This is a genomic window from Kribbella sp. NPDC058693 (genome assembly GCF_042715335.1).
Taxonomy (GTDB): domain Bacteria; phylum Actinomycetota; class Actinomycetes; order Propionibacteriales; family Kribbellaceae; genus Kribbella; species Kribbella jiaozuonensis.
Window position 1 is genome coordinate 353,910 of record NZ_JBHXSQ010000004.1, and the last position, 22,003, is coordinate 375,912.

The following is a 22,003-nucleotide window of genomic DNA, read 5'->3' on the forward strand; positions in this document are numbered from 1 at the left end:
CACGGGGTTTGACGAGCGCAAAGGTTGCGCAATGGATCTACGGGCGGTCGTGGGTCGCTGACACGCTAGCGGTACCGTTCGAATGGGCCTCGGGACCGGCGCCCGTGCCGGAGTCGCCCACGAGTGATCGGGATATTTGTGATGAGTGATCTGGGTCGAGTGCTTGTTCTGGCCGGTGGACTGTCGCACGAGCGGGACGTCTCGCTCCGGTCCGGCCGGCGGGTGGCGGACGCCCTGCGCAGCGTCGGCGTAGAGGTCGAGCAGCGTGACGTCGACGCCTCCCTGGTCGAGCGGCTGCGCAACGATCCGCCGGACGCGGTCTTCCCCGTCCTGCACGGCGTCACCGGCGAGGACGGCGCACTCCGCCAGGTCCTCGACCTGTACGGCGTTCCGTACGTCGGCGCCGACGCGGCCGCCTGCCGCACCGCCTTCGACAAGCCGGTCGCGTCGACGATGGTCGGATCCGCCGGGCTGCACACGCCCGCGTCCGTCGTACTCGGGCATGACACGTTCCGCGAGTTGGGCGCCGCGTCGCTGATGGAGTCGGTCATCCACCAGATCGGTCTGCCACTGGTCGTGAAGCCTGCTCGCGGCGGTTCTGCGCTCGGCGCTTCGATCGTGCGGTCGGCCGAGGAGCTGCCGTCCGCGATGGTGAACTGCTACGCGTACGGGCCTGTGGCGCTGATCGAGCAGTACGTCGATGGCACCGAGGTCGCCGTCACCGTTGTCGACACCGGCGACGGGCCGCGGGCGTTACCAGCGGTGGAGATCCGGCCGGACTCGGGCTTCTACGACTACGAGGCGCGGTACACGGCGGGCGCGACGCAGTTCGTCGTACCTGCTCGGCTCGAGCCTGAGGTCGCGGGTGCGTGCGCGGCTGCGGCAGTTCAGGCGCACCAGGCGCTGGGGCTGCGGGACCTGTCGAGGTCGGACCTCGTAGTGGACGCGGCCGGAGTGCCGTGGTTCCTCGAGGTGAACGTCGCGCCGGGGATGACGGAGACGTCGCTGGTCCCGTTGGCCGCCGAGGCTGCCGGGATCGAGCTCGGTGTGCTCTGCCGCGATCTGCTCGCGGCAGCTGCTGGTCGCTGAAGGTTGTGATGCCCGAAGCTCATCGGCCGCCGCTGTGGCGGACCGTTCTGACACCGCGATGGATCGGCCTGCTGGTGCTGGCGCTGGCCATTGCTGCGGTGATGTCGGTGATGGGCGTGTGGCAGCTGGGCGTGTACCGGTCGAAGACGGCCGACGCGACGGCCCAGCGTGCTGAAGCTGCGCCGGTGGCTTTGCAGTCGCTGTTCTCGATTGACGAGGGCCTGCCGTCAAAGGCCGTCAGTCGGCGGGTGACGGTCGATGGGACGTGGGGGCCTGCTGCGGACCAGGTGTTCATCGCAGACCGCTCACAGGACTCGCGGGTCGGCTTCTGGGTTGTGTCGCCTGTGAAGCTTTCCTCGACCGACGCCGTGATGGTCGTGCGGGGTTGGGTGCCTTCGGTGACCGACGCGGCTGCTCGCGCTCCTAGCGGGCCGGTGCAGCTGACCGGGACGGTGATCGCGTCCGAGGCGGAGGACTCGTCGGACGATGCCGCCAAGGGACGGGTGCTGTCCTCACTGCGGATCCCGACGATCGTCCACCTTGTCGACTACCGGGTGTACGACGCGTTCGTCGTACAGCAGTCTGTGTCCGGCGTCGTACCGTCTCCGGCGCCGACCGCTGTACAACCGCCTCCGCCGCCGACCGATCATGCCGGGCTGCGGAACATCGCGTATGCCTTCCAGTGGTGGATTTTCGCGGCCTTCACGCTGTGGATGTGGGCGAAGATGGTGCTGGACGCGAACCGCGCCGTCGACGAGCCGGACCCGGACGAGGACCGGCCCGAGGAACGTGTGGAGCCGAGCGGTACCGTTTCAGCGTGACTTCTCCAGCCGACCCCGCCACCTCCGCCGGCACCCAGCCGCTGACCCCGGCCGTCCGCGGCGCGCTGATGCGCTACCGCGTGATCGCGTACGTCGTCGGCGTGATGCTCCTGCTGCTGGTGTTCCTCGCGATGCCGCTCAAGTACTTCGCGGACAGCCCCGGCGCGATGGACGTGATCGGCCCGACGCACGGGTTCCTCTACATGGTCTACCTGCTGCTGACCTTCGACCTGTTCCGCCGGGTCCGTTGGTCGTTCCCGCGGCTGGTGATGATGGCGCTGGCCGGCACGATCCCGTTCCTGTCGTTCTACGCCGAGCGCAAGACGTCGCACGAACTGCAGGGCCGCTAATCCCGTTGTCCTGTTGGGGTATCCACCCCTAGCGTCGACTCCGTGCTGACTGACATCACGGAGTCGAACCGCGCCAGCTGGAACCAGATCCACAACGCGCGTCCCGGTCAACCCGCGTCGTACTTCGCAGGCGGCGGCTCGACGCTGTCAGCAGACGAACTCGCGGCCGCCGGCTCCGTGCGCGGTCGTCGTGTCCTCCAGCTGGCTTGCTCCTGTGGCGACGAGGTCCTCTCCTGGGCCCAACTGGGCGCCGTGGTTACCGGCGTCGACATCTCCGAGGTCGCTTTGGAGATGGCTCGATCGAAGTCCGCTGCCGCCGGCATCCCGGCCGACTTCCGCCGGTCCGACATGCTCACCCTCCCGGCCGACCTCACCGGCTTCGACCTCATCTACCTCAGCTGGGGCGCCATCTGCTGGGTCCCGGACCTAACCGTCTTCGCCACTCTGATCGCATCGCGTCTGGCACCTGGTGGATCGATCCTGCTGGCCGACCATCACCCGGTCTGGGAGGTCCTCGCCGTCCAGGGCCCGGGGCAGTTGACCGTCACCGCCGACTACTTCGGCCGCTCCAATCCACGCGCCACCATCGAGAACTCCAAACTCCCGACCGGCGCCCGTGACAATCCCGACGCCCCCACGTTCACTGCCTTCATCTGGCCGCCGAGCGACATCATCACCGCGCTCCTGGCGGCAGGCCTGACCCTCAGCGCCTTCCAGGAGTCCCCCGTCGCGGAGATGTACCCCGCTATGGGCCCGGTGGCGACCCACCTCCCGGCCGTCTACCTGATCAAAGCCACCCGCAATGTTTCACATGAAACATTGCAGCAAGTCGCCGAGTAACTTTGTCGACAAATCAGTCGGTCTGCTTGTTCGGGTCCATCAGCGTGACGATGCGCTCGAGGTCGTCCAGCGAAGCGAACTCGACGGTGATCTTGCCCTTGGTCTTGCCCAGGTCGACCTTCACCCGGGTTTCGAAGCGGTCCGAGAGCCGGTCGGCCAGGTCGACCAGGCGCGGCGCTACCGGCTTGTTCCGGCGGCGGGCCGGGGTCGGGTCCTCGGCGTTCATGTCGCCCAGGGCAACGATCTCCTCGACCGTGCGGACAGACAGGCCTTCGGCAACGATCCGCTGGGCGAGCCGCTCGATGGCGTCACCGCTCGGGAGACCCAGCAGGGCTCGGGCGTGGCCCGCCGAGAGCACGCCGGCCGCGACGCGGCGCTGTACGCCCGCCGGCAACTTCAACAGCCGGAGCGTGTTGGAGATCTGCGGACGCGATCGCCCGATCCGATTCGCGAGGACTTCCTGGGTGCAGCCGAAGTCGTCGAGCATCTGCTGGTAGGCGGCCGCTTCTTCGAGCGGGTTCAGCTGGCTGCGGTGCAGGTTCTCCAGGAGCGCGTCGCGGAGCATCGCGTCGTCGGACGTGTCCCGGACGATAGCGGGGATCGTCGCGAGGCCGGCCTGCTGCGTCGCCCGCCACCGCCGCTCGCCCATGACGAGTTCGTACTTGTCGCCCTCGAGCCGGCGGACCACGATCGGCTGCAGGAGCCCGATCTCCTTGACCGAGTGGACGAGCTCCTCCATCGCCTCCTCGTCGAAGACGCTGCGCGGCTGCTTCGGGTTCGGCGTGATCTTCTCGACGTCGATCTCGGCGAACGAGGCACCCGGCACCGCGGCCAACTCCGGGCCCTGCGGCTCCGACGGCTTGGCGACCGGCGGCGCTCCGGGGATCGAGTTCGACTTGCTGCCGAGAGTCGTGGTGCCGGGGGCCGGCGAGCTGGGGATCAGCGCGCCAAGTCCGCGTCCGAGTCGGGTGTTCATCGCGCTCCCTCGAGATCGAATCCTGCTACTGCTGACGTTCCCGTTTCACGTGAAACGGTGCCACACCGATCCAATGATCAGGCGTTGTTCCGCATGGCGATCTCTCGGGAGGCCTCCAGGTACGACAGCGCGCCGGCCGACGCCGGGTCGTATGCGAGCACGGTCTGCCCGTGGCTCGGCGCCTCCGAGATCCGCACCGAGCGCGGCACGGCAGTCCGCAGTACGGCGTCCTTGAAGTGGCCACGGACTTCGGCCGCGACCTCGCCGGCCAGCTTCGTCCGGGCGTCGTACATGGTCAGCAGGATCGTCGACACGTCGAGGCCGGGGTTCAGGTGTGACTTCACCATGTCGATGTGGCGGAGGAGCTGCGAGAGACCCTCGAGTGCGTAGTACTCGCTCTGGATCGGCACCAGGACCTCGCGCGCGGCGGTCAGCGCGTTGACGGTCAGCAGGCCGAGTGACGGCGGGCAGTCGATGAAGACGTAGTCGTACTTCTCCCCCGCGGCCTCGGTCTTGGCCAGGTACGCGTCGAGCACGTTCTTCAGCCGGCTCTCGCGGGCGACGACACTGACGAGCTCGATCTCGGCGCCGGCCAGGTCGATGGTCGCCGGGATCACCTGGATGCCCGGGTGCTCCGCGCACGGCTGGATCAGATTGTCGAGCGCCTCGCCCTCGATGACCGCCTCGTAGACACCGGGTGTCCCTTCGGCATGGTCGATGCCCAGGGCCGTCGACGCGTTGCCCTGGGGGTCGAGGTCGATGACCAGGATCTTCGCGCCGTACAGCGCGAGGCCGGCGGCGACGTTCACGGTCGTCGTGGTCTTGCCGACGCCACCCTTCTGGTTGGCGACCACGAAGACTCGGGTCTGGTCGGGCAGCGGGAACTCGCGGCCCATCGTGCGTCCTTCATTCACCAGCAGGGTCCGTTCGGTCGCGGCGGCGATCGGAGTCTCGAGAAGTCGTCGCTGAAGCTCGTCCGACGTGGCCCGCGCGGCGATCTGTGCGGCAGTCATAGCGCCCATTCCAATAGGTGCGGGACTTGGCCCGAAGAGGATGTCGGTAGGGGTCGGGGCGGGTCTGCCCCCAGCTCCGTCCACAGGGTGCTGTGGACGAATTCCCGTGTGCAGAGGCAGTTTCATGCGGTGGTCATCCACAGGCGGTGGAGAGTCCGAGAAGCCCGGCTCGGCGTCCACCAGTGACGCCGATTCGGGCTCGGAACCATCATCGCGCATGTCCGGCGTTTCACGTGAAACGGAACCGCCGTTGGTCTCAACAGGTAGGTCAAGACCGGCCGCCGCGACCGCCCGGAGTCCCGAACTGTCGATCGGCGGAGTCGCCACGATCGGGTCCGGGGACTCGTCGGAAGGAGAAGTCTGGACAGGAGGTGCCGGCGCGGGAGTGAGGTCGGGAGCCGGCTCCTGGATGACCACCCGAACGGTGGAATCCGGATCGGTCGGCCAGCCGATGCCCTGCGATGACCTCGGCTCACCTGTGCTCTTCTCGGGCCATCCGAGGGCACGACTCACCAACCCGCTCACCTCCCGCGTCTTCCGTGCCGGGATCCCCCTGCAGCACGTCCGGCCACAATACTCACCACAGTCGTGGGGAGGGCCAGTTCATCGCCGCCGAGTTGATGAATGTGCCAAAGCTCTGCCCCGAGCTTCGCCAATTCGGGTTCGGAGGCGTCCAGTTCCTCCTCTGCGGACGACCCCTTCATCGCCAGCATCAGTCCGCCCTCGACGCAGAGCGGCAGGCACCAGCGCGCGAGTTTGCCCAACGGAGCAACAGCCCGAGAGGTCACGACGTCGTACGACGCCCGTGGCAGATCCTCCGCCCGGGACCGGACGACCGTCGCGTTGTCGAGCTCGAGTGCGTCGACGGCTTCCTGCAGGAAGGTGCTGCGTCGGAGCAACGGCTCGACGAGCTCCACCTGGAGATCGGGACGGACGATCGCGAGCACGATCCCTGGCAGCCCTGCTCCGGTGCCGATGTCGGCGACCAGTGCCTCCTCCGGGATCAGCCGCTCGACGACGGCACAGTTCAACAGGTGCCGGTCCCAGAGCCGCGGAACCTCCCGCGGTCCGATCAGTCCCCGCAGCGTGCCCTCGGTCGCGAGCAGTTCGGCGTACTCCGAAAGCCGGACCGCCGCCCGTGGAAACAGCTTCTCCACGAGCGGCGGCGGCGTTTCACGTGAAACGTGTTCGGTCACGGGCGTGCGTTCATGGCTGGACCACCACGCGGCGGCGGGGCTCCTCGCCCTCCGACTCGGACGTCAGGCCGGCGGCGGCAACCACGTCGTGGACGACCTTGCGCTCGAACGGAGTCATCGGGTCGAGCCGGACCGGCGTACCGGTCGCCTTCGCCTCTTCGACGGCCTTCCGGCCGACCTCTTCCAGCTCGGCCTTCCGGTTCGCCCGGTAGTTCGACACGTCCAGCATCAGCCGCGACCGCTCACCGGTCTCCCGGTACACCGCCAGCCGGGTCAGCTCCTGGAGCGCCTCGAGCACCTTGCCGTTCTCGCCGACGAGGTTGTTCAGCTCCGCGCCGACGATCGACACCGCGGCACGGTCGCCGTCGATGTCCATGTCGATATCGCCGTCGAGATCGGCGATGTCGAGCAACTCCTCGAGGTAGTCCGCCGCAATATCGCTCTCGGCCTCGAGCGCCTTCAGGCGATCCTCGGCCGAGTCGTTCGTACCGGCGGACTGCTCCGCCGCCTCGGTGTTCTGCATGCCGTCACTCACGGCCACTCCTTCGCAATATCGAGATCCGCCCCACGGGGACCCCGTCGTTCACAAGGCAGGATGTGCAAATCAGAAGAGCGAGCGGGTCAGCGCGAACCGCCGGAGCGCTTCTGCGCTGCCCTCTTCTGCGCGGCCCGCTTCTGGGCGGCCGACTTGGCGGCCGGCTGGCGCTTGCCCGACCCGGCCGGCTGCTTCTTGGCAGCACCACCCTGAGGCTTCTTCGGTGCGTCCTGCGGCCGCGGCTCGTCCTGGGGTGCGGCCGAGGTCTGCCCGTTGCTCGACGCCGTCGACTCGGACGCATTCGCGCCACCCGCAGCCGGACCGCCCTTACGGTCGCTGCGCGACTGCCGCTTCGGCTGCTGCCGCTGGGCCGGTCGCCGGTCGGTCTCGGTCTCGGTCGCGGCGCCCGCCGTACCGGGAACGCCGTCGTCGGCCGGCCGGCCGTGGCGCATGTTGTGCTCACGCTTGCGGGCCTGCATCGCGTCGTACGCCGGGGTGCCCGGAGCCGGGTTGCGGCGGATCACGTAGAACTGCTGGCCCATCGTCCACAGGTTCGAGACGAACCAGTAGATCAGCACACCGATCGGGAAGTTGAAGCCACCGATCAGGAAGAAGACCGGGAAGACGTACAGCATGACCTTCTGCATCTGCGCGGCCTGGCCGGTGAGGGCCTCCTTCGGCATGTTCTTGCGCATCAGCTGCAGCTGCGTGGTGAACATCGTCGCCGTCATCAGGATGATCAGCACGATCGCGACGACCTTGACGTTGGCCGCACCCGGGCCGTTCGCCTTCAGGAAGGTCTGCGAGATCTCCGCACCGAAGATCTTCGCGTGCTGCAGCGAGCTGACGTACGGCTTCATGATCTCGCTGTGCCACTGGCCCTTGGCGGCGTAGTCGAGCACCCGGAACAGGGCCAGGAAGATCGGCGACTGCAGCAGCAGCGGAAGGCACGAGGAGAACGGGTTGGTACCCGTCTCCTTGTACAGCTTCATCATTTCCTGACCGAGCTTCTCCCGGTCGTGGCCGTACTTCTTCTGCAGCTCCTTCATCTTCGGCTGCAGCAGCTGCATGTTCCGGCTGGAGCGGATCTGCCGGACGAACAGCGGGATCAGCAGGGTCCGGATGACGATGGTCAGGCCGGCGATCGACAGCGCCCAGGCCCAGCCGCCGTCCGGGTCCAGCACCTGGCTCAGCAGCCAGTGCCAGCCGACGAGCAGAGCCGAGACGGCCCAGTACAGCGGCGTCATGACCGTGTTGAACAGATCTACGATCCCGTCCCAAACGGCGAGCCCGGGGATGGCCAGAAGAGTCACTCATGCACCTCGCTGCACAGGCCCGGCGTCGGCTGACGGTCCGGGCTGGTTGGCGGATCCGTGAACACAGGGGTCCTCACGGTCTCCGCGCTGGTCGACATCTGTGGGTGGAACGGGGTCGTAGCCTCCGGGGTTCCACGGGTGGCAGCGGATGAGTCGCCTCATCGCCAGCCAGCTACCGCGCACCGCACCGTGGCGCTCGACCGCCTCCAAGGCGTACGCCGAACAACTCGGGTAGAACCTGCACACCTGCCCGTACATCGGGCTGATGACCAGGCGGTACAGCTTCAGGAATCCGATGATCCCGCTCCGCACGGGATTGATCCGCATCATGGCTTCAGCAACCGGGTCAGGGCGCTGTCGACGTCCGCGGCCAGCTCGTCGTACGACGCCGAGGCGGACGACGGGAGCGCGCGGACGACGGCCAGGCTGCCGGCCGGAAGGTCGGGAAGCCGCGTTGCCAGCACAGCACGCAGACGGCGGTGGACCCGGTTCCGCAGAACCGCGTTGCCCACCGCCTTGTTCACAACGAATCCGACACGTGGAGGCTCGGCACAGCCGTCCTCCGCCAGCAGGTGGAGAACCACCGCGCGCCGCGACGCGCGCCGCCCGGACCGGACGGCGCGACGGAAGTCGTCGGACCGGCGGAGCCGGTTCGACGCTGGCAGCACGAGGTGGTCACCGTCGAGCAGGTCGCTCAGGCCGCGAGGCGCTGGCGACCCTTGCCACGGCGGGCGGCGATGATCGCGCGACCCGCACGGGTACGCATCCGAAGACGGAAGCCGTGCTTCTTGTGCCGGCGACGGTTGTTCGGCTGAAACGTCCGCTTGCTCACTGGAATGACTCCGGTTACTCGAGATCACAGAATGTCGACAAATCCACTGATTGAATCTGTCCAAGGTGGCTGTCCTGCACACCGCCGGAGGTATCCGCAGGGAGCGCAGCACGAAACGGCCGGCTCAACACCGACTGATCCACGGTACGTGGCCGCCTGTGGACAGGTCAAACCAGGTATCCCCAGACTTTTCCACAGGCTTGTGGACAGGATAGTGGGCAACGCCAGTACCGAGACCTCGTCACCCTCCGGTCCGGGCCGCCACTGAGAGCGATGACCAACCATGACTACGCTCCGGCGTCCACCCGACACGCCGCAGGTTGCCCCCAATTTCCTGTTCATAGCCTGTGGATGACGGCTTGAAGCTGCCTACTCCGACTTGTTAGCGTCACTCCCTCACACCAGAAGTCCCACACCCCGCGATTGGTAACCAACCTGCTCCTGCGGTCGTTCACAACTGTGGACAACCGTGTGGACAGTGCGGCCGCCGAAGTGCGGAGACAGCTACCGCGCTGAGCCGAGCACGAGGACTCGCCGGCCGCACGGTGTCGGGTCGAATGGTCGCGCACCCCGGGTCCGCCCGGAACGCGCCGGCCACCGCAGCGATGAATCGGGGAGCAACGCGTGGTCGAGGACCATTCCGCCAGTGCGGAAGTCACACCGGTGGAATACACAGCAGCCGAGTACCGGGCGGAGTACTCCGGCGACGGCCGCCAGGACCTACGCCCCGAACCAGACGCAGGCCTCCGCCCCGAACCAGAGGCGAACTTCCGGACCGAGGTCCCGCCCGCACCCGAGCCGCTGCCCCGGGCCGAGACACCGGCCCCCCGGGTCGAGGCCGACCAGACGCCTCCGGCCGAGACGCCGCAGCCCGCCCCGACGCCGCGGATGGATCCGGGCGACTACCTCAGCCCGTCCCTTCCGATCCCGATGCCGGAGCAGCCGATGCCCGGTTACCGGCCCGCGCCGCCACCAGGTCCGTACGGTTACCGCTCCGAGCTCGAGCGCGCGGCGACCGATCTCCCGGCCGGCCCGCTCCAGCCGCCGGCGCTCCAGCCACCGGTAGGTACTGCGTACTTCGGTGCGGCTCCGACCATCGGCAATGTTCGCTACCCGGGTGAGAACACCACCTGGGGCAGCGCTCCCGAATGGGGTACAGGCAGCGCAGACAGCGCGAGCTCGGCAGCGAACGAGGGTGATGGACGTGCGGACAACGCAACCACCAACCAATGGTCACCTCAACAGAACACCGACCCGACCGCCGGGCGGCCGGCAGAACCCCAGACCCCGGAACAGCAGCACGCTCCGCAGCAGCCGGCGCCGCAGCAGCAGATCCCTCAGCAGCTCGCGCCTCAGCAGCACGCACCTCTGCAGCACGCACCCCAGCAGCACGCACCTCAGCCTGCGCCTCAGCCGGTGCACCAGCCTGCGCCCCAGCAGGAGGTGGCAGCACCGGTGACGGATCTTGGTGATGCCTGGACCCGCGTCCTCGCCGGCCTCCCGCCGAACCAGCGCGCCTGGCTGACCAACTCACGTCCGGTGACGCTGCACGAGAGCACCGCGATCGTCGCAGTACCCGACGACTTCACCCGCGGTCAGCTCGAGACCCGGCTCCGTCCCGACCTCGAGCGGATCCTGACCGAGAGCTTCGGCCGGGACATCCGGATCGCCGTCACCGTCGACCCGTCGCTCGACCCCGAGCTCCGCGAGCAGCAGGCCGCGCAACAGGCCGCCGCGCAGCAGCCCCCGCAGTACGCACAGCAGCCGCCACCGCAACAGCACGCGCAACAGCACCCGCAGCCGCCCGCCGTGCGCGAGCCGATGCACACCGACGGCGCGTACCAGCCGACCATCCAGTCCGCGCTGACCGATCCCGACAACGGCCCGCAGTACAACCAGCCGCGTCCGGATGCAGCGCCGCAGCACTTCCAGCAGCCGGCACCGCAGCAGCAGTTCGGTCAGCCGATGGGCTCGGTCGCCCCGCCGCCGAACGGTTCGCCGACCCAGTCCGCCACCGAGGCGCAGGGCGAGGCCCGGCTCAACCCGAAGTACACCTTCGAGACCTTCGTCATCGGCAGCTCGAACCGGTTCGCCCATGCGGCCGCGGTCGCGGTCGCCGAGGCGCCGGGCAAGGCGTACAACCCGCAGCTGATCTACGGCGACTCCGGTCTGGGCAAGACCCACCTGCTGCACGCGATCGGGCACTACGTCCGCAGCCTCTACACCGGGGCCCGCGTCCGGTACGTCTCCAGCGAAGAGTTCACCAACGACTTCATCAACGCGATCCGCGACGACAAGGCGTCCCAGTTCCAGCGCCGGTACCGCGATGTCGACGTACTGCTGATCGACGACATCCAGTTCCTGGAAGGCAAGATCCAGACCCAGGAAGAGTTCTTCCACACCTTCAACACGCTGCACAACGCGAACAAGCAGATCGTGATCAGCTCCGACCGCGCGCCGAAACGCCTGGAGGCGTTGGAGGATCGGCTCCGGAACCGGTTCGAGTGGGGCCTGATCACCGACATCCAGCCGCCGGACCTCGAGACCCGGATCGCGATCCTGCGGAAGAAGGCCGCGACCGAGCGGCTGACCGCGCCGCCGGAGGTGCTGGAGTTCATCGCGTCGAAGGTGCAGACGAACATCCGTGAGCTCGAGGGCGCACTGATCCGTGTCACCGCGTTCGCCAGCCTGAACCGGCAGCCGGTCGATCTGAGCCTGGCCGAGATCGTGCTCAAGGACCTGATCCCCGAAGGCAGCAAGCCCGAAGTCACCGCCAGCATGATCATGGGCCAGACGGCGTCGTACTTCGGTCTGTCGATCGACGACCTGTGCGGGTCCAGCCGGAGCCGCGTCCTCGTGACCGCACGACAGATCGCCATGTATCTGTGTCGCGAGCTGACCGATCTGTCGCTACCGAAGATCGGCCAGCAGTTCGGCGGCCGCGACCACACCACAGTGATGCACGCGGAACGCAAGATCCGCCAGCTGATGTCCGAACGGCGCAGTGTTTTCAACCAGGTCACCGAGCTGACGAACCGGATCAAACACCAGGCGAAGCAGCAGTAGAAGAACCGCACAGGCTGGGGACACAGCTGTGGAAAACTGTGGGTATTGCCGTGGATACACCGCTCTGTCGTGTGGACGCCCTGTGGGGACAGAATCCGTCATCCGCAGCCGTCCCCAGCACGACCGAGAGTCGTCCACACGCCGTCCCCACCCAGAAATGCGGTCTGACCTGCGAAGTCGTCGCTTTTCCACAGTATCCACCGGTGCGAAGAACACTATGGAATCTGTAGAGAGGTCCCAGTCCACAAAACGAACGGCCGGCCCGATCTGGGGAAAACCCCGATCTCGCGCTGATTGGACCGACCTGTCAGGCTGTCTCCGTAAGCACCTGCAGCAACCTCAGTACGACGCCGACGCGACCCGCCCGAAGCGCCACGTCAGGCCCGATGGGCGCACAGCACCTTTGTCCGTGGCAGGATCTGCCTGGCACACAGCCGAATCAGGAGGCACCCAGCGGTGAAGTTTCGCGTCGAGCGCGACGTACTGGCCGAGTCGGTGGCCTGGGCCGCGCGCAGTTTGCCCAGTCGTCCCAGCGTTCCGATCCTTGCCGGCCTTCTGGTCGAGGCCGAGGACGGGCAGATCACCCTGTCCGGCTTCGACTACGAGACCTCGGTCCGCGTCACCGTGCCCGCGCAGGTGGCGGACTCCGGCAAGTGCCTGATCTCCGGCCGGCTCGTTGCCGACATCTCCAAGAGTCTTCCGAACCAGCCCGTGGACTTCGCCGTGGACGGAGCGAAGGCTCAGGTCACCTGTGGCAGTTCGCGGTTCACGCTCCAGACGCTTCCCACAGAGGAATATCCGGCTCTGCCGGAGCTTCCGGCCGCCAGCGGGACGGTCAAGGCCGACGTCTTCGCCCAGGCCGTCTCCCAGGTGGTGACCGCGGCCGGGCGTGAGGACACGCTGCCGGTGCTGACCGGTGTCCGGGTCGAGATCGAGGGCTCCACGATCTCGCTGCTCGCCACCGACCGCTACCGGCTCGCGATCCGTGAGCTCGAGTGGAACCCGCAGTCCCCCGACGCGTCCGCGGCCGCGCTGGTGCCGGCCCGGGTGCTGTCCGAGACCGCGAAGGCGATGACCGGCTCCGACGTGATCGTGTCGCTGGCCGCCCCTGGCAGCGGCGACGGCATCGTCGGCTTCGAGGGTGAGGTGTCCGGTGGCAACCGGCGTGCCACCACCCGGCTGCTCGACGGCGAGTTCCCGAAGGTCCGCGGCATCATCCCGACCGACGCCGCGATCGCGACCCGGGTGCGGATCGACACCGCGACCCTGGTCGAGGCGGTCAAGCGGGTCGCGCTGGTCGCCGAGCGGAACGCCCCCGTCCGGCTGACGTTCGAGGAAGACACCGTGACGCTCGACGCCGGCAGCGGCGACGAGGCGCAGGCGTCGGAGTCGCTCGAGGCCCGGGTCGTCGGCGAGCCGGTGACCGTAGGCTTCAATCCGACGTACCTGCTCGACGGCCTCGGCGCGATCGGTACCCCGGTCGCGCACCTGGCCTTCACGCAGGCGACGAAGCCGGCCGAACTGACCGGTGTGCGGGACTTCGACGGCGAACCGATCAGTGAGTTCCGGTACGTGCTGATGCCGGTCCGCCTGAACAGCTGAGAAAGCCAATAGAACAAGGGGATTCAGATGGAGCTCGGCCTTGTCGGTCTCGGCAAGATGGGCGGCAACATGCGCCAGCGGATCCGCAACGCGGGCCACACCGTGGTCGGGTTCGACCACAACCAGAACATCTCCGATGCCAAGGACCTGGCCGACATGGTCGGCAAGCTCACCGACAGCGGCCAGCCGAAGGTCGTCTGGGTGATGGTGCCGGTCCAGGCGATCGATCCGGTCGTCACCGAACTGGCCGAGCTGCTCTCCCCCGGCGACATCGTCATCGACGGCGGCAACAGCCGCTGGACCGACGACACCCGTCGTGCCGCGCAGCTCGCCGAGAAGAACATCCGCTTCGTCGACTGTGGTGTCTCCGGCGGCGTCTGGGGCCTGGAGAACGGCTACGCGCTGATGTGCGGCGGCGACAAGGACACCGTCGACGTCGTGATGCCGATCTTCGAGGCGCTGAAGCCCGAGGGCGAGTTCGGATTCGTGCACGCGGGCAAGGTCGGCGCGGGCCACTTCTCGAAGATGGTCCACAACGGCATCGAGTACGGCATCATGCAGGCGTACGCCGAGGGGTACGAGCTGCTCGAGGCGTCGGACATCGTCGAGAACGTGCCGGAGGCGTTCCAGTCCTGGCGCGAGGGCACCGTGATCCGCTCCTGGCTGCTCGACCTGCTGGTGAACGCGCTGGAGGACGACAACCACCTGGAGAAGATCCGCGGGTACGCCGATGACTCCGGCGAGGGCCGCTGGACCGTCGAGGCCGCGATCGACCTCGCCGTACCGGTGCCGGCCATCGCGGCTGCGCTGTTCGCGCGGTTCTCGTCGCGGCAGGACGACTCGCCGGCGATGAAGGCGATCGCCGCGATGCGGAACCAGTTCGGCGGTCACGCGGTGAAGGGCGCCGAGTCCGCGGATCCGTCGTACGCGACGCCCCCGATCAAGCACTGAGGTGTACGTCACCGCCCTGGGTCTGCTCGACTTCCGGTCCTACCAGCAGGCGGAGGTCGAGCTCACCCCGGGCGTGACGGCCTTCGTCGGGCCGAACGGCCACGGCAAGACCAACCTGGTCGAGGCGATCCACTACACCGCGACCCTCGGCTCGCACCGGGTGGCGAACGACGCACCGCTCGTACGGGCCGGCGCCACCCGCGCGATCGTGCGGACCGAGATCCGCAGCCAGTACGACCGGGACGTGGTCGTCGAGCTTGAAATCAATCCTGGGAAGGCAAATCGGGCCCGGATCAACCGGTCGCCCGTCCCCCGACCGCGGGAAGTGCTCGGACTGCTGCGGACGGTGCTCTTCGCGCCGGAGGATCTCGCGCTGGTGAAAGGCGATCCGTCCGAGCGGCGCCGGTTCCTGGACGAGTTGCTGACGCTGCGCTCGCCGCGGATGGCCGGCGTACGGCAGGACTACGACCGGGTGCTGAAGCAGCGGAACTCACTGCTGCGGAGCGCCTCGCAGGCCCGCCGGCAGAACCGGACGAGTGCCGCCGAAGGACAGCTGCGCACGCTCGAGGTGTGGGATTCGAACCTGGCCCGCGTCGGGTCCGAGCTGCTCGCGACGCGGTTGGAGCTGCTGGAATCCCTGCGCCCGTTGGTGTCCAGCGCGTACGACGCTGTTGCCCGAGGCAAGGGTGATGCGCGGTTGGAGTACAAGTCGTCGGTGCTGCTCGAGCCGGGTGTGACGTCGCGCGAGCAGTTGGCCGACGTACTGCTGGCGGCCGTGCAGGAGAAGCGGCGGGACGAGCTCGAGCGCGGGGTCTCGTTGGTGGGTCCGCATCGGGACGACGTCGTACTCGGGCTCGGGGACTTGCCTGCGAAGGGGTATGCGAGTCACGGTGAGTCGTGGTCGTTCGCGCTCGCGCTGCGGCTGGCGTCGTACGAACTGCTTCGCGCGGACGGGGGTGAACCGGTGCTGATCCTCGATGATGTGTTCGCCGAGCTGGACACCCAGCGCCGGGATCGGCTGGCCGAGTTGGTCGCGCCGGCCGAGCAGGTGCTGGTGACTGCTGCTGTCGGCGCTGACGTGCCCGCCGAGCTCAGTGGCGCGCGCTTCGAGGTTGGTGGCGGGGTCGTTCAGCGTGTCTGAACCCCCGGATTCCTCTGAGAGCGGCTCTGAGAGCGGTCCCGAGAGCGAGGAAGAGCACGACAAGCAGGGCCTCGAGCTGGCGAAGTCGCTGGCGGGACGGCTCAAGCAGCAGGCGGCCAAGGGCGGCATCATGCCGGTCAAGCGCCGCCGGCGACCGCGGATCGACGGCGCCCAGATCAGCAGCGCCCGTCCCGACGACCGCGACCCGCAGAAGCTGACCAACACCCTCGGCCGCCTGATGCGCGATCAGGGCTGGGAGGTCGACGTCGCCGTCCACGGCGTGATGGCCCGCTGGCCGTCCATCGTCGGCCCCGAGATGGCCGAACACTGCAAGCCCGAGTCGTACGAGGACACCGTTCTCACCGTCCGTACGTCGTCCACCGCGTGGGCAACCCAGCTCAAACTCCTCGCCCCGGACCTGGTCCGCCGCCTCAACACCGAACTGGGCGAAGGCACCGTCACCCGCGTCAACGTCCAAGGCCCGCACACTCCCTCCTGGCGAAAAGGCCCCCGAACCATCCGCGGCGGCCGAGGCCCCCGCGACACCTACGGCTGACGAGACTGGTTGTACCCGCGACCCGGCCAGCCCCTAGGATCGGGCGCGATGCGCACGCTCGTTGACGGCTTTCGCGAGATGGTCCACCTGATCGGAGACACCTTCCGGCTCTGGTGGAAGAACTTGCTGCCCATGACCACCTGGTGGGTGGCCGGCTTCGTCGGCTTCACGGTCTGTGTACAAGGCGCGATCTGGCTGGCCCAGCATGCGCACTCGAGTCTCGGGACAGGTCTGTTCGCCGTCGGCGTGCTGCTCCAGATCACCGCGGCCGTCGGCATGATCCGCACCTGCGCGATGTCGCTGTACCGCTGGCGCGACGCGGCGAGCAGCGACACCGAGGAGACCTCGGACCCGACCCAACGCGGTCTGCTGGAACTGCTGGCGATCACGCTGCTGCCCCTGGTCGCGGTGTGGTCGGCCTGGGGCTTCTTCGACGAACAGGTCAACTCGCTCAGCGCGACGTACCTGGTGCAGAACGGGACGCAGCCCGGCTCGGGGTTCTTCAAGCTCGGCATCCACACCTGGCACGGGTACCTGCCGGCACTGGTGATTCTGCTGGTGCTGCGTCGGCTGCTTCAGGCGGTCGACGACCGCTGGCCCAGCCGTCCGGTGAAGTTCGCCCAGGTCTGGGCCGAGGCCTTCTTCGTGCTGCTCACGTTCGTGATCACGCCGTTCGCGATCGCCGAGGGCAAGCTGTGGTTCCAGCGGCGAACCTTCTGGTACTGGTCGGTGGACTGGTGGGACGGCGTGAAGGACTTCTTCGCCGGCATCCACATCCCGTTGCCGGCAGGTATCGAGTTCCTGTGGGGCTTCTTCTGGGAGAGCCTCTGGCCGCTGTTCAAACTCGGCGTCGGTGAGCCGCTGACCTGGCTGGCGATCACGACGGTCGTCTTCGGTCACCGGGTTCTCTCCAGCGGCGGAGTCTTCCGTGGCACCCGGCTGGAGCGCCGGCTCGGCGGTAGGGCAGAGCAGGAAGGACCGCAGCGCGGCCGACTGGTCGAACTGACCTACAAGGCGCCGGATCTGGTGCTCGGTGGTCTGCGTGAGAAGTTCTACCCGACGATCAACGCGTTCCGTTTGCTGGTCCGGGTCGGCCCGGTGTTCCTCGGCGTGGTCTGCATGGTCTACACGCTCTGGGTGCTCGCCGACGACTGGGCCTTCGTCCTGATCCAGCGGACGATCGGCATCCACGGCGGCTATTGGGGCCTGATGAACCAGGAGATCTCGAGCATGATCGAGCGGCTCATCTTCGAGCCGCTGCGGATCGCGCTGCTGGCGGCGGCGTTCGACCTGTGCATCTCGGTCGGCATCCAGCGTCGCAACGAGGCCGCCGCGGCTGCGCAGCCCAAGGAGTCGGAAGCCAAAGAGCCGGCGCCCGTCACGGTCTGACCGCCGTCAGGGTGTGATCAGGACCCGACGGTGGTCGGTGAAGTCTTCGACGGTCACACCGGTGAGGTTCGGTACGGCGGACTTCGGCACCACGTAGACCTTCGCGATCTGTTGCGGCTTGTCCATGGTGAACGGGTGGTCGTCGTCGCCGCAGTACGTCGCCAGTGGGTAGTCGAACGGCTGCTCGGTGTCCCACGTGTTGCCGTGAGTGTCCCTCAGGGTCGCGTCGCAGGTGAAGCCCTTGTCCTTGAGGAACACCCCCTCGCGCGGAGTCACTGTCAGCGTGGCCACGACGATCGTGGATCCGGCCGGCCCGGCGAGGTCGATCGCTTCGCCGTCCTTGTCGAGAATCGAGGTGTAGGCCTTCAGCGAGTCGAGCTTCCATTCGACATGCGCGACCGTCACCGGCCCCTGGTCGATGACCTGGTCGATCCGGCCTTCTTCGTAGATCCGTTCCGTGTCGGTCAGATAGGGCCGCAGCAGGATGATCGTCGCGGCAGCCAGCAGGGCCACCAGCAGAGCGATCTGTACTGTCAGCCGGGACATCCGGCTCGCGAGCTTCACGACGCCACCCGGGTGACCGCGGTGCCGACGATGTACTGCGGTGCCGCGGTGTCGACCATCTGCTGGGCGATGGCATCGGTCGGGACCCCGAGATCGACCTCGATGTCGGAGTTGTAGTAATTGAAGATCATGGTCGGCTTCAGCCTCAGGGTGAGGTTGGTGATGTCTGCCGGGTTGAGCTCGAACACGACGGTGCCGGTCTTCGCGAAGCCGGCGTCGGGGAAGTCGATCCCGCTGTTGGACAGTCCTTCGACCGGCTCGTACACGCTGCCGCCGTCGGCCAGCAGAGTGGCGTTGATGTTGTCCGGCTTCTTCGCGCCGCGGACCGCGTCCCACTCGATCGCGAGGTAGATGCCGTTGGTCTCCAGCGCCTTCTTGTCGTCACTCTCGGAGCTGTCGATGACCGAGCGGGCGAACTTGATCCGGGTGACCTTCATCGTCGATCCGCTACCGGTGTAGTCGAGTGCCTGCCCGATCGTGCCGTGGATGACCTTGATGTTCTGCTCGTCGTACACCTGGTCGGGCGCCGCCAGCCGGGTCACCCCGCCGAGCAGCACGAAGAGAACGCCGACGAGGATCGTGGCGGGGCGGTAGAGCTTCACTTGCTGCCCCCGTTGTCGACGACCACTGTCGGGTCCAGCCGGACGACCCCGACCGGGGCCTCGTTCTGCCAGAACTCGTTGTCGTTGGCGCCGAACACGCCGCTGACGGCTTCGTACGACTCGCCGAGCACACCGATCTCTATGGTCTTCGCGGCGAAGTCGGGGTCCACCTTGAAGGTCGTGAAGCAGCTCTCCGGTGGAAGTCCGTAGACGAGCACCCAGCTGATCTCGCCGCGGCACGAGATGCCGTCGCTGTCGATGGTGTCGGCGCCGCCACCGGGAACCAGCACGAGCAGGCTGCCGCCAGGAGTCACGCTCTGGTGTTCCTCGCTGTCGATGTTCTTGGCGTCGAAGTAGATCTTGACCTTCGACGCGGCCTCGTCGTACTCCGTCTTCGGCGTCCGGACGATCTCGGCCTTCGTGAAGCTGAACTCGAACCGGCCTGCCGTCACTGTCGCCGGGGCGGTCAGGGTGGGGACGGTGCGGCCCTTCTTCTCCTTCCAGCCGCCGGTGGCGAGGATGATCAGGGCGGCCACTACGACGAGGGCGATCACCAGCAGCCAGATTCGCCGGTGCCGGTGAATCACCCGGTCGGCGATCATCGCATCGATGACCTCGTCGAGACTTTCCACGGCAGCGATCCTAAGGGGCGGTGGGTGCGCGCCGGGCACCGCTTGCCAACCCGACGCCAGGCCTCTGTCCGGAGCGGGTCAAGCGGTCTGGACCGGTCGGTGCCGGATCGGTCAGTCGCGAAACACCCGGAGGCCACTGAGCGGCCGTGAGCGCTTTTCTGACCCCCACCCGCGAGAGGGGACATGGAGATGAGGGAGAAAAGACGCCCTGATGCGAGTTTCGGGCGGCTGATGGCAGGTTCTGCTTCGGTCGACAGGTAGAATGGACGACGTAGGGCGAGCCGCGCCTCTACTACCACCGTAGAGGGCGGCTCTACTGTGCCGCGATGCCTCGCGAACGCGGGGTCCGAGGAGGACAACCACCGGTGACCGACGAGCCGATCGAGATCGACGCCAACCAGTCCGCCGACCCCATCGGCAACCCCGCACCCAGCGAGGCGCTCCCGGAGATGCTCGACCAGATCCCGTCGAACGTCGTCGAGCGTGAGTACGACGCGAGTGCGATCCAGGTCCTGGAGGGACTGGACGCGGTCCGCAAGCGCCCGGGTATGTACATCGGGTCCACCGGTGAGCGCGGCCTGCACCACCTCGTCACCGAGGTGGTCGACAACGCGGTCGATGAAGCGATGGCCGGGTTCGGCGACCGCATCGTCGTGACGCTGCTGGCCGACGGCGGTGTCCGCGTCGAGGACAACGGCCGCGGTATCCCCGTCGACATCGTCGAGTCCGAGGGCAAGCCGGCCGTCACCGTAGTACTGACCGTTCTGCACGCCGGTGGCAAGTTCGGCGGCGGCGGTTACAAGGTGTCCGGCGGTCTGCACGGCGTCGGCGTCTCCGTGGTCAACGCGCTGTCCACCAAGCTCCAGGTCGATGTGAAGCTGAAGGGCAAGCTGTACACCCAGACCTTCACCAACGGCGTCCCGGACGCCGACCTGGCCGAGATCGGTACGTCGACCTCGAACGGTACGACGATCACGTTCTGGGCGAGCGAGGACGTCTTCGAGACCACGACGTACTCCTACGAGACACTGGCCACCCGCTTCCGCGAGTACGCCTTCCTGAACAAGGGCCTCGAGTTGGTGATCCGGGACGAGCGTCCGGACCACTTCGACGAGGACGGCAAGCCGCTCGAGCAGTCCTTCCGGTACGAGGACGGCCTGGTCGACTACGTCAAGTACCTGACCGGGATCCGCGAGACCGTGCACCGCGACGTCATCTCGTTCGAGGCGGCCACCGCCGACGACACGATGAGCCTCGAGGTCGCGCTGCAGTGGAGCGGCTCGTTCCAGGAGTCGGTGCACACGTTCGCGAACGCGATCAACACCCACGAGGGCGGCACGCACGAGGAAGGCTTCCGGGCCGCGCTGACCTCGCTGGTCAACTCGTTCGGCGAGGACCAGGGCATGATCAAGAAGAAGGAGGACAGGCTCACCGGTGACGACATCCGGGAGGGCCTGACCGCCATCATCTCGGTCAAGCTCGCCGAGCCGCAGTTCGAGGGCCAGACCAAGACCAAGCTCGGTAACACCGAGGTGAAGGGCTTCGTCCAGCGCGTCGTCAACGACAAGCTCGGCGCGTGGTTCGAGCAGAACCCGGCGGAGGGTCGCGAGATCATCCGCAAGGCGTCCGCCGCGGCGAGCGCCCGGATCGCGGCCCGCAAGGCGCGCGACCTGGCCCGTAACCGCAAGGGTCTGCTCGGCGGTGGCGGTCTGCCGGGCAAGCTGGCCGACTGCCAGTCGACGAACCCGGAGGAGTGCGAGGTCTACATCGTCGAGGGTGACTCGGCGGGTGGCTCCGCGAAGGGCGGCCGCGACCCGAAGTTCCAGGCCATCCTGCCGATCCGCGGCAAGATCCTGAACGTCGAGAAGGCCCGGATCGACAAGGTCCTGCAGAACAACGAGGTCCAGGCGATCATCTCCGCGCTGGGCACCGGTATCCACGAGGACTTCGACGAAGAGAAGCTCCGGTACCACAAGATCGTGATCATGGCCGACGCCGACGTCGACGGCCAGCACATCCGGACCCTGCTGCTCACGCTGCTGTTCCGGTTCATGCGGCCGCTGATCGAGCGCGGTCACGTGTACGCCGCGCAGCCGCCGCTGTACAAGATCCGCTGGAGCAACCAGCCGGACGAGCTCGCCTACACCGACCGCGAGCGCGACGGCCTGCTCGAGGCCGGCTACGAGGCCGGCAAGAAGCTGCCCAAGGAGAACCCGATCCAGCGCTACAAGGGTCTGGGCGAGATGAACGCGAACGAGCTGTGGGACACCACGATGGACCCGGCCAACCGGGTGCTGCTGCAGATCACCCTCGACGACGCGATCCGCGCCGACGAGACGTTCCAGACGCTGATGGGCGACGACATCGAGGCGCGGCGCAGTTTCATCCAGCGCAACGCCAAGGACGTTCGCTTCCTCGATATCTGATCTCGCTGCTGCTTACCGACGTACTGATCTGAACGGGACTTTTTCATGACCGAGACCCCCACCTCGCCGGGCCACGACCGGGTCGAGCCGCTCGACCTGCAGACCG

21 protein-coding genes and 1 pseudogene are annotated in these 22,003 nt (G+C 67.5%); 11 read left to right on the forward strand and 11 right to left on the reverse strand.

Going from position 1 to position 22,003, the window contains the following annotated elements; translation table 11 throughout:
* The first annotated feature begins 141 nt into the window (after positions 1-141).
* Genes ACFWUU_RS27955 through ACFWUU_RS27970 form a run of 4 tightly spaced genes read left to right on the forward strand, consistent with a single transcriptional unit; the run spans position 142 to position 3,100 of the window.
* Positions 142-1,089: a D-alanine--D-alanine ligase gene (locus ACFWUU_RS27955; RefSeq protein ID WP_380179665.1), complete on the forward strand. Its 948-nt coding sequence runs from the start codon at positions 142-144 to the stop codon at positions 1,087-1,089.
* Between the two features lie 8 nt (positions 1,090-1,097).
* Positions 1,098-1,910: an SURF1 family protein gene (locus ACFWUU_RS27960; RefSeq protein ID WP_380179667.1), complete on the forward strand. Its 813-nt coding sequence runs from the start codon at positions 1,098-1,100 to the stop codon at positions 1,908-1,910.
* On the forward strand, positions 1,907-2,260 hold the full coding sequence (locus tag ACFWUU_RS27965; protein ID WP_233714838.1) for a DUF3817 domain-containing protein: 354 nt from the start codon (positions 1,907-1,909) through the stop codon (positions 2,258-2,260). The genes ACFWUU_RS27960 and ACFWUU_RS27965 overlap by 4 nt, the downstream gene beginning before the upstream one ends.
* A gap of 42 nt (positions 2,261-2,302) precedes the next feature.
* Positions 2,303-3,100 (forward strand): class I SAM-dependent methyltransferase, encoded by a 798-nt coding sequence (locus tag ACFWUU_RS27970; RefSeq protein ID WP_380179669.1) that lies wholly within the window; start codon positions 2,303-2,305, stop codon positions 3,098-3,100.
* 13 nt (positions 3,101-3,113) lie between these two features.
* On the opposite strand, the gene ACFWUU_RS27975 is transcribed toward ACFWUU_RS27970, so the two are convergent.
* The 8 genes and pseudogenes from ACFWUU_RS27975 to rpmH all read right to left on the reverse strand — a co-directional run bounded on the left by ACFWUU_RS27975 (position 3,114) and on the right by rpmH (position 8,968).
* Positions 3,114-4,076, reverse strand: a complete 963-nt coding sequence (locus tag ACFWUU_RS27975) for a ParB/RepB/Spo0J family partition protein (protein WP_380179671.1) — start codon at positions 4,074-4,076, stop codon at positions 3,114-3,116.
* Positions 4,077-4,153: 77 nt separating this feature from the next.
* Positions 4,154-5,089: a ParA family protein gene (locus ACFWUU_RS27980; RefSeq protein WP_170989828.1), complete on the reverse strand. Its 936-nt coding sequence runs from the start codon at positions 5,087-5,089 to the stop codon at positions 4,154-4,156.
* A 521-nt stretch (positions 5,090-5,610) separates the two neighbouring features.
* Positions 5,611-6,285: a 16S rRNA (guanine(527)-N(7))-methyltransferase RsmG gene (rsmG, locus tag ACFWUU_RS27985; protein ID WP_380179673.1), complete on the reverse strand. Its 675-nt coding sequence runs from the start codon at positions 6,283-6,285 to the stop codon at positions 5,611-5,613.
* Between the two features lie 10 nt (positions 6,286-6,295).
* A complete protein-coding gene (locus tag ACFWUU_RS27990) occupies positions 6,296-6,808 on the reverse strand; it encodes a R3H domain-containing nucleic acid-binding protein (protein WP_130443839.1) in 513 nt (170 codons plus the stop codon).
* Between the two features lie 338 nt (positions 6,809-7,146).
* Positions 7,147-8,067, reverse strand: a pseudogene (gene yidC / locus ACFWUU_RS27995) (membrane protein insertase YidC); the annotation flags it as partial.
* 66 nt (positions 8,068-8,133) lie between these two features.
* Complete coding sequence (gene yidD / locus ACFWUU_RS28000; RefSeq protein ID WP_371406099.1) at positions 8,134-8,466, reverse strand: membrane protein insertion efficiency factor YidD; 333 nt, start codon at positions 8,464-8,466, stop codon at positions 8,134-8,136.
* Positions 8,463-8,804, reverse strand: coding sequence for a ribonuclease P protein component (gene rnpA, locus ACFWUU_RS28005; RefSeq protein ID WP_137255906.1), 342 nt, complete (start codon positions 8,802-8,804; stop codon positions 8,463-8,465). The genes yidD and rnpA overlap by 4 nt, the downstream gene beginning before the upstream one ends.
* Before the next feature lie 26 nt (positions 8,805-8,830).
* Complete coding sequence (gene rpmH / locus ACFWUU_RS28010) at positions 8,831-8,968, reverse strand: 50S ribosomal protein L34 (RefSeq protein WP_130386492.1); 138 nt, start codon at positions 8,966-8,968, stop codon at positions 8,831-8,833.
* A 663-nt stretch (positions 8,969-9,631) separates the two neighbouring features.
* Here rpmH and dnaA point away from each other — a divergent pair.
* The 6 genes from dnaA to ACFWUU_RS28040 all read left to right on the forward strand — a co-directional run bounded on the left by dnaA (position 9,632) and on the right by ACFWUU_RS28040 (position 17,673).
* A complete protein-coding gene (gene dnaA, locus ACFWUU_RS28015) occupies positions 9,632-12,034 on the forward strand; it encodes a chromosomal replication initiator protein DnaA (protein WP_380179675.1) in 2,403 nt (800 codons plus the stop codon).
* A 456-nt stretch (positions 12,035-12,490) separates the two neighbouring features.
* Entirely contained in the window at positions 12,491-13,636 is a 1,146-nt protein-coding gene (dnaN, locus tag ACFWUU_RS28020; RefSeq protein WP_137255905.1) for a DNA polymerase III subunit beta, read from the forward strand.
* Positions 13,637-13,663: 27 nt separating this feature from the next.
* Positions 13,664-14,587: a phosphogluconate dehydrogenase (NAD(+)-dependent, decarboxylating) gene (gnd, locus tag ACFWUU_RS28025; protein WP_137255904.1), complete on the forward strand. Its 924-nt coding sequence runs from the start codon at positions 13,664-13,666 to the stop codon at positions 14,585-14,587.
* Position 14,588: 1 nt separating this feature from the next.
* Positions 14,589-15,728, forward strand: coding sequence for a DNA replication/repair protein RecF (gene recF / locus ACFWUU_RS28030; RefSeq protein WP_380179677.1), 1,140 nt, complete (start codon positions 14,589-14,591; stop codon positions 15,726-15,728).
* A complete protein-coding gene (locus tag ACFWUU_RS28035) occupies positions 15,721-16,284 on the forward strand; it encodes a DUF721 domain-containing protein (RefSeq protein WP_380179679.1) in 564 nt (187 codons plus the stop codon). Before recF ends, ACFWUU_RS28035 begins: the two co-directional genes overlap by 8 nt.
* Before the next feature lie 48 nt (positions 16,285-16,332).
* Positions 16,333-17,673: a hypothetical protein gene (locus tag ACFWUU_RS28040; protein ID WP_380179681.1), complete on the forward strand. Its 1,341-nt coding sequence runs from the start codon at positions 16,333-16,335 to the stop codon at positions 17,671-17,673.
* Between the two features lie 6 nt (positions 17,674-17,679).
* Here ACFWUU_RS28040 and ACFWUU_RS28045 read toward each other — a convergent pair whose 3' ends face one another.
* From ACFWUU_RS28045 to ACFWUU_RS28055, 3 genes are read right to left on the reverse strand one after another with little or no spacing between them, the layout of a single operon-like run.
* Entirely contained in the window at positions 17,680-18,237 is a 558-nt protein-coding gene (locus ACFWUU_RS28045) for a hypothetical protein (RefSeq protein ID WP_380179683.1), read from the reverse strand.
* Complete coding sequence (locus ACFWUU_RS28050; protein ID WP_380179685.1) at positions 18,234-18,839, reverse strand: hypothetical protein; 606 nt, start codon at positions 18,837-18,839, stop codon at positions 18,234-18,236. Before ACFWUU_RS28050 ends, ACFWUU_RS28045 begins: the two co-directional genes overlap by 4 nt.
* The gene (locus tag ACFWUU_RS28055) at positions 18,836-19,471 is read right to left on the reverse strand and encodes a hypothetical protein (protein WP_380179687.1); all 636 of its coding nucleotides are present in this window, start codon (positions 19,469-19,471) and stop codon (positions 18,836-18,838) included. The genes ACFWUU_RS28050 and ACFWUU_RS28055 overlap by 4 nt, the downstream gene beginning before the upstream one ends.
* Before the next feature lie 365 nt (positions 19,472-19,836).
* Between ACFWUU_RS28055 and gyrB the strand changes: the two genes are divergently transcribed.
* Positions 19,837-21,897 (forward strand): DNA topoisomerase (ATP-hydrolyzing) subunit B, encoded by a 2,061-nt coding sequence (gene gyrB, locus ACFWUU_RS28060; RefSeq protein WP_137255898.1) that lies wholly within the window; start codon positions 19,837-19,839, stop codon positions 21,895-21,897.
* The last annotated feature ends 106 nt before the right edge of the window (positions 21,898-22,003 follow it).

Excerpts from the sequence above, each read along its gene's own strand:
- gnd (WP_137255904.1), top strand. The coding sequence starts at position 13,664 with ATGGAGCTCGGCCTTGTCGGTCTCGGCAAGATGGGCGGCAACATGCGC.
- ACFWUU_RS27960 (WP_380179667.1), top strand. The coding sequence starts at position 1,098 with ATGCCCGAAGCTCATCGGCCGCCGCTGTGGCGGACCGTTCTGACACCG.
- yidD (WP_371406099.1), bottom strand. The coding sequence starts at position 8,466 with ATGATGCGGATCAATCCCGTGCGGAGCGGGATCATCGGATTCCTGAAG.
- ACFWUU_RS27990 (WP_130443839.1), bottom strand. The coding sequence starts at position 6,808 with ATGCAGAACACCGAGGCGGCGGAGCAGTCCGCCGGTACGAACGACTCG.
- ACFWUU_RS27980 (WP_170989828.1), bottom strand. The coding sequence starts at position 5,089 with ATGACTGCCGCACAGATCGCCGCGCGGGCCACGTCGGACGAGCTTCAG.
- ACFWUU_RS27975 (WP_380179671.1), bottom strand. The coding sequence starts at position 4,076 with ATGAACACCCGACTCGGACGCGGACTTGGCGCGCTGATCCCCAGCTCG.
- ACFWUU_RS28040 (WP_380179681.1), top strand. The coding sequence starts at position 16,333 with ATGCGCACGCTCGTTGACGGCTTTCGCGAGATGGTCCACCTGATCGGA.
- ACFWUU_RS27955 (WP_380179665.1), top strand. The coding sequence starts at position 142 with ATGAGTGATCTGGGTCGAGTGCTTGTTCTGGCCGGTGGACTGTCGCAC.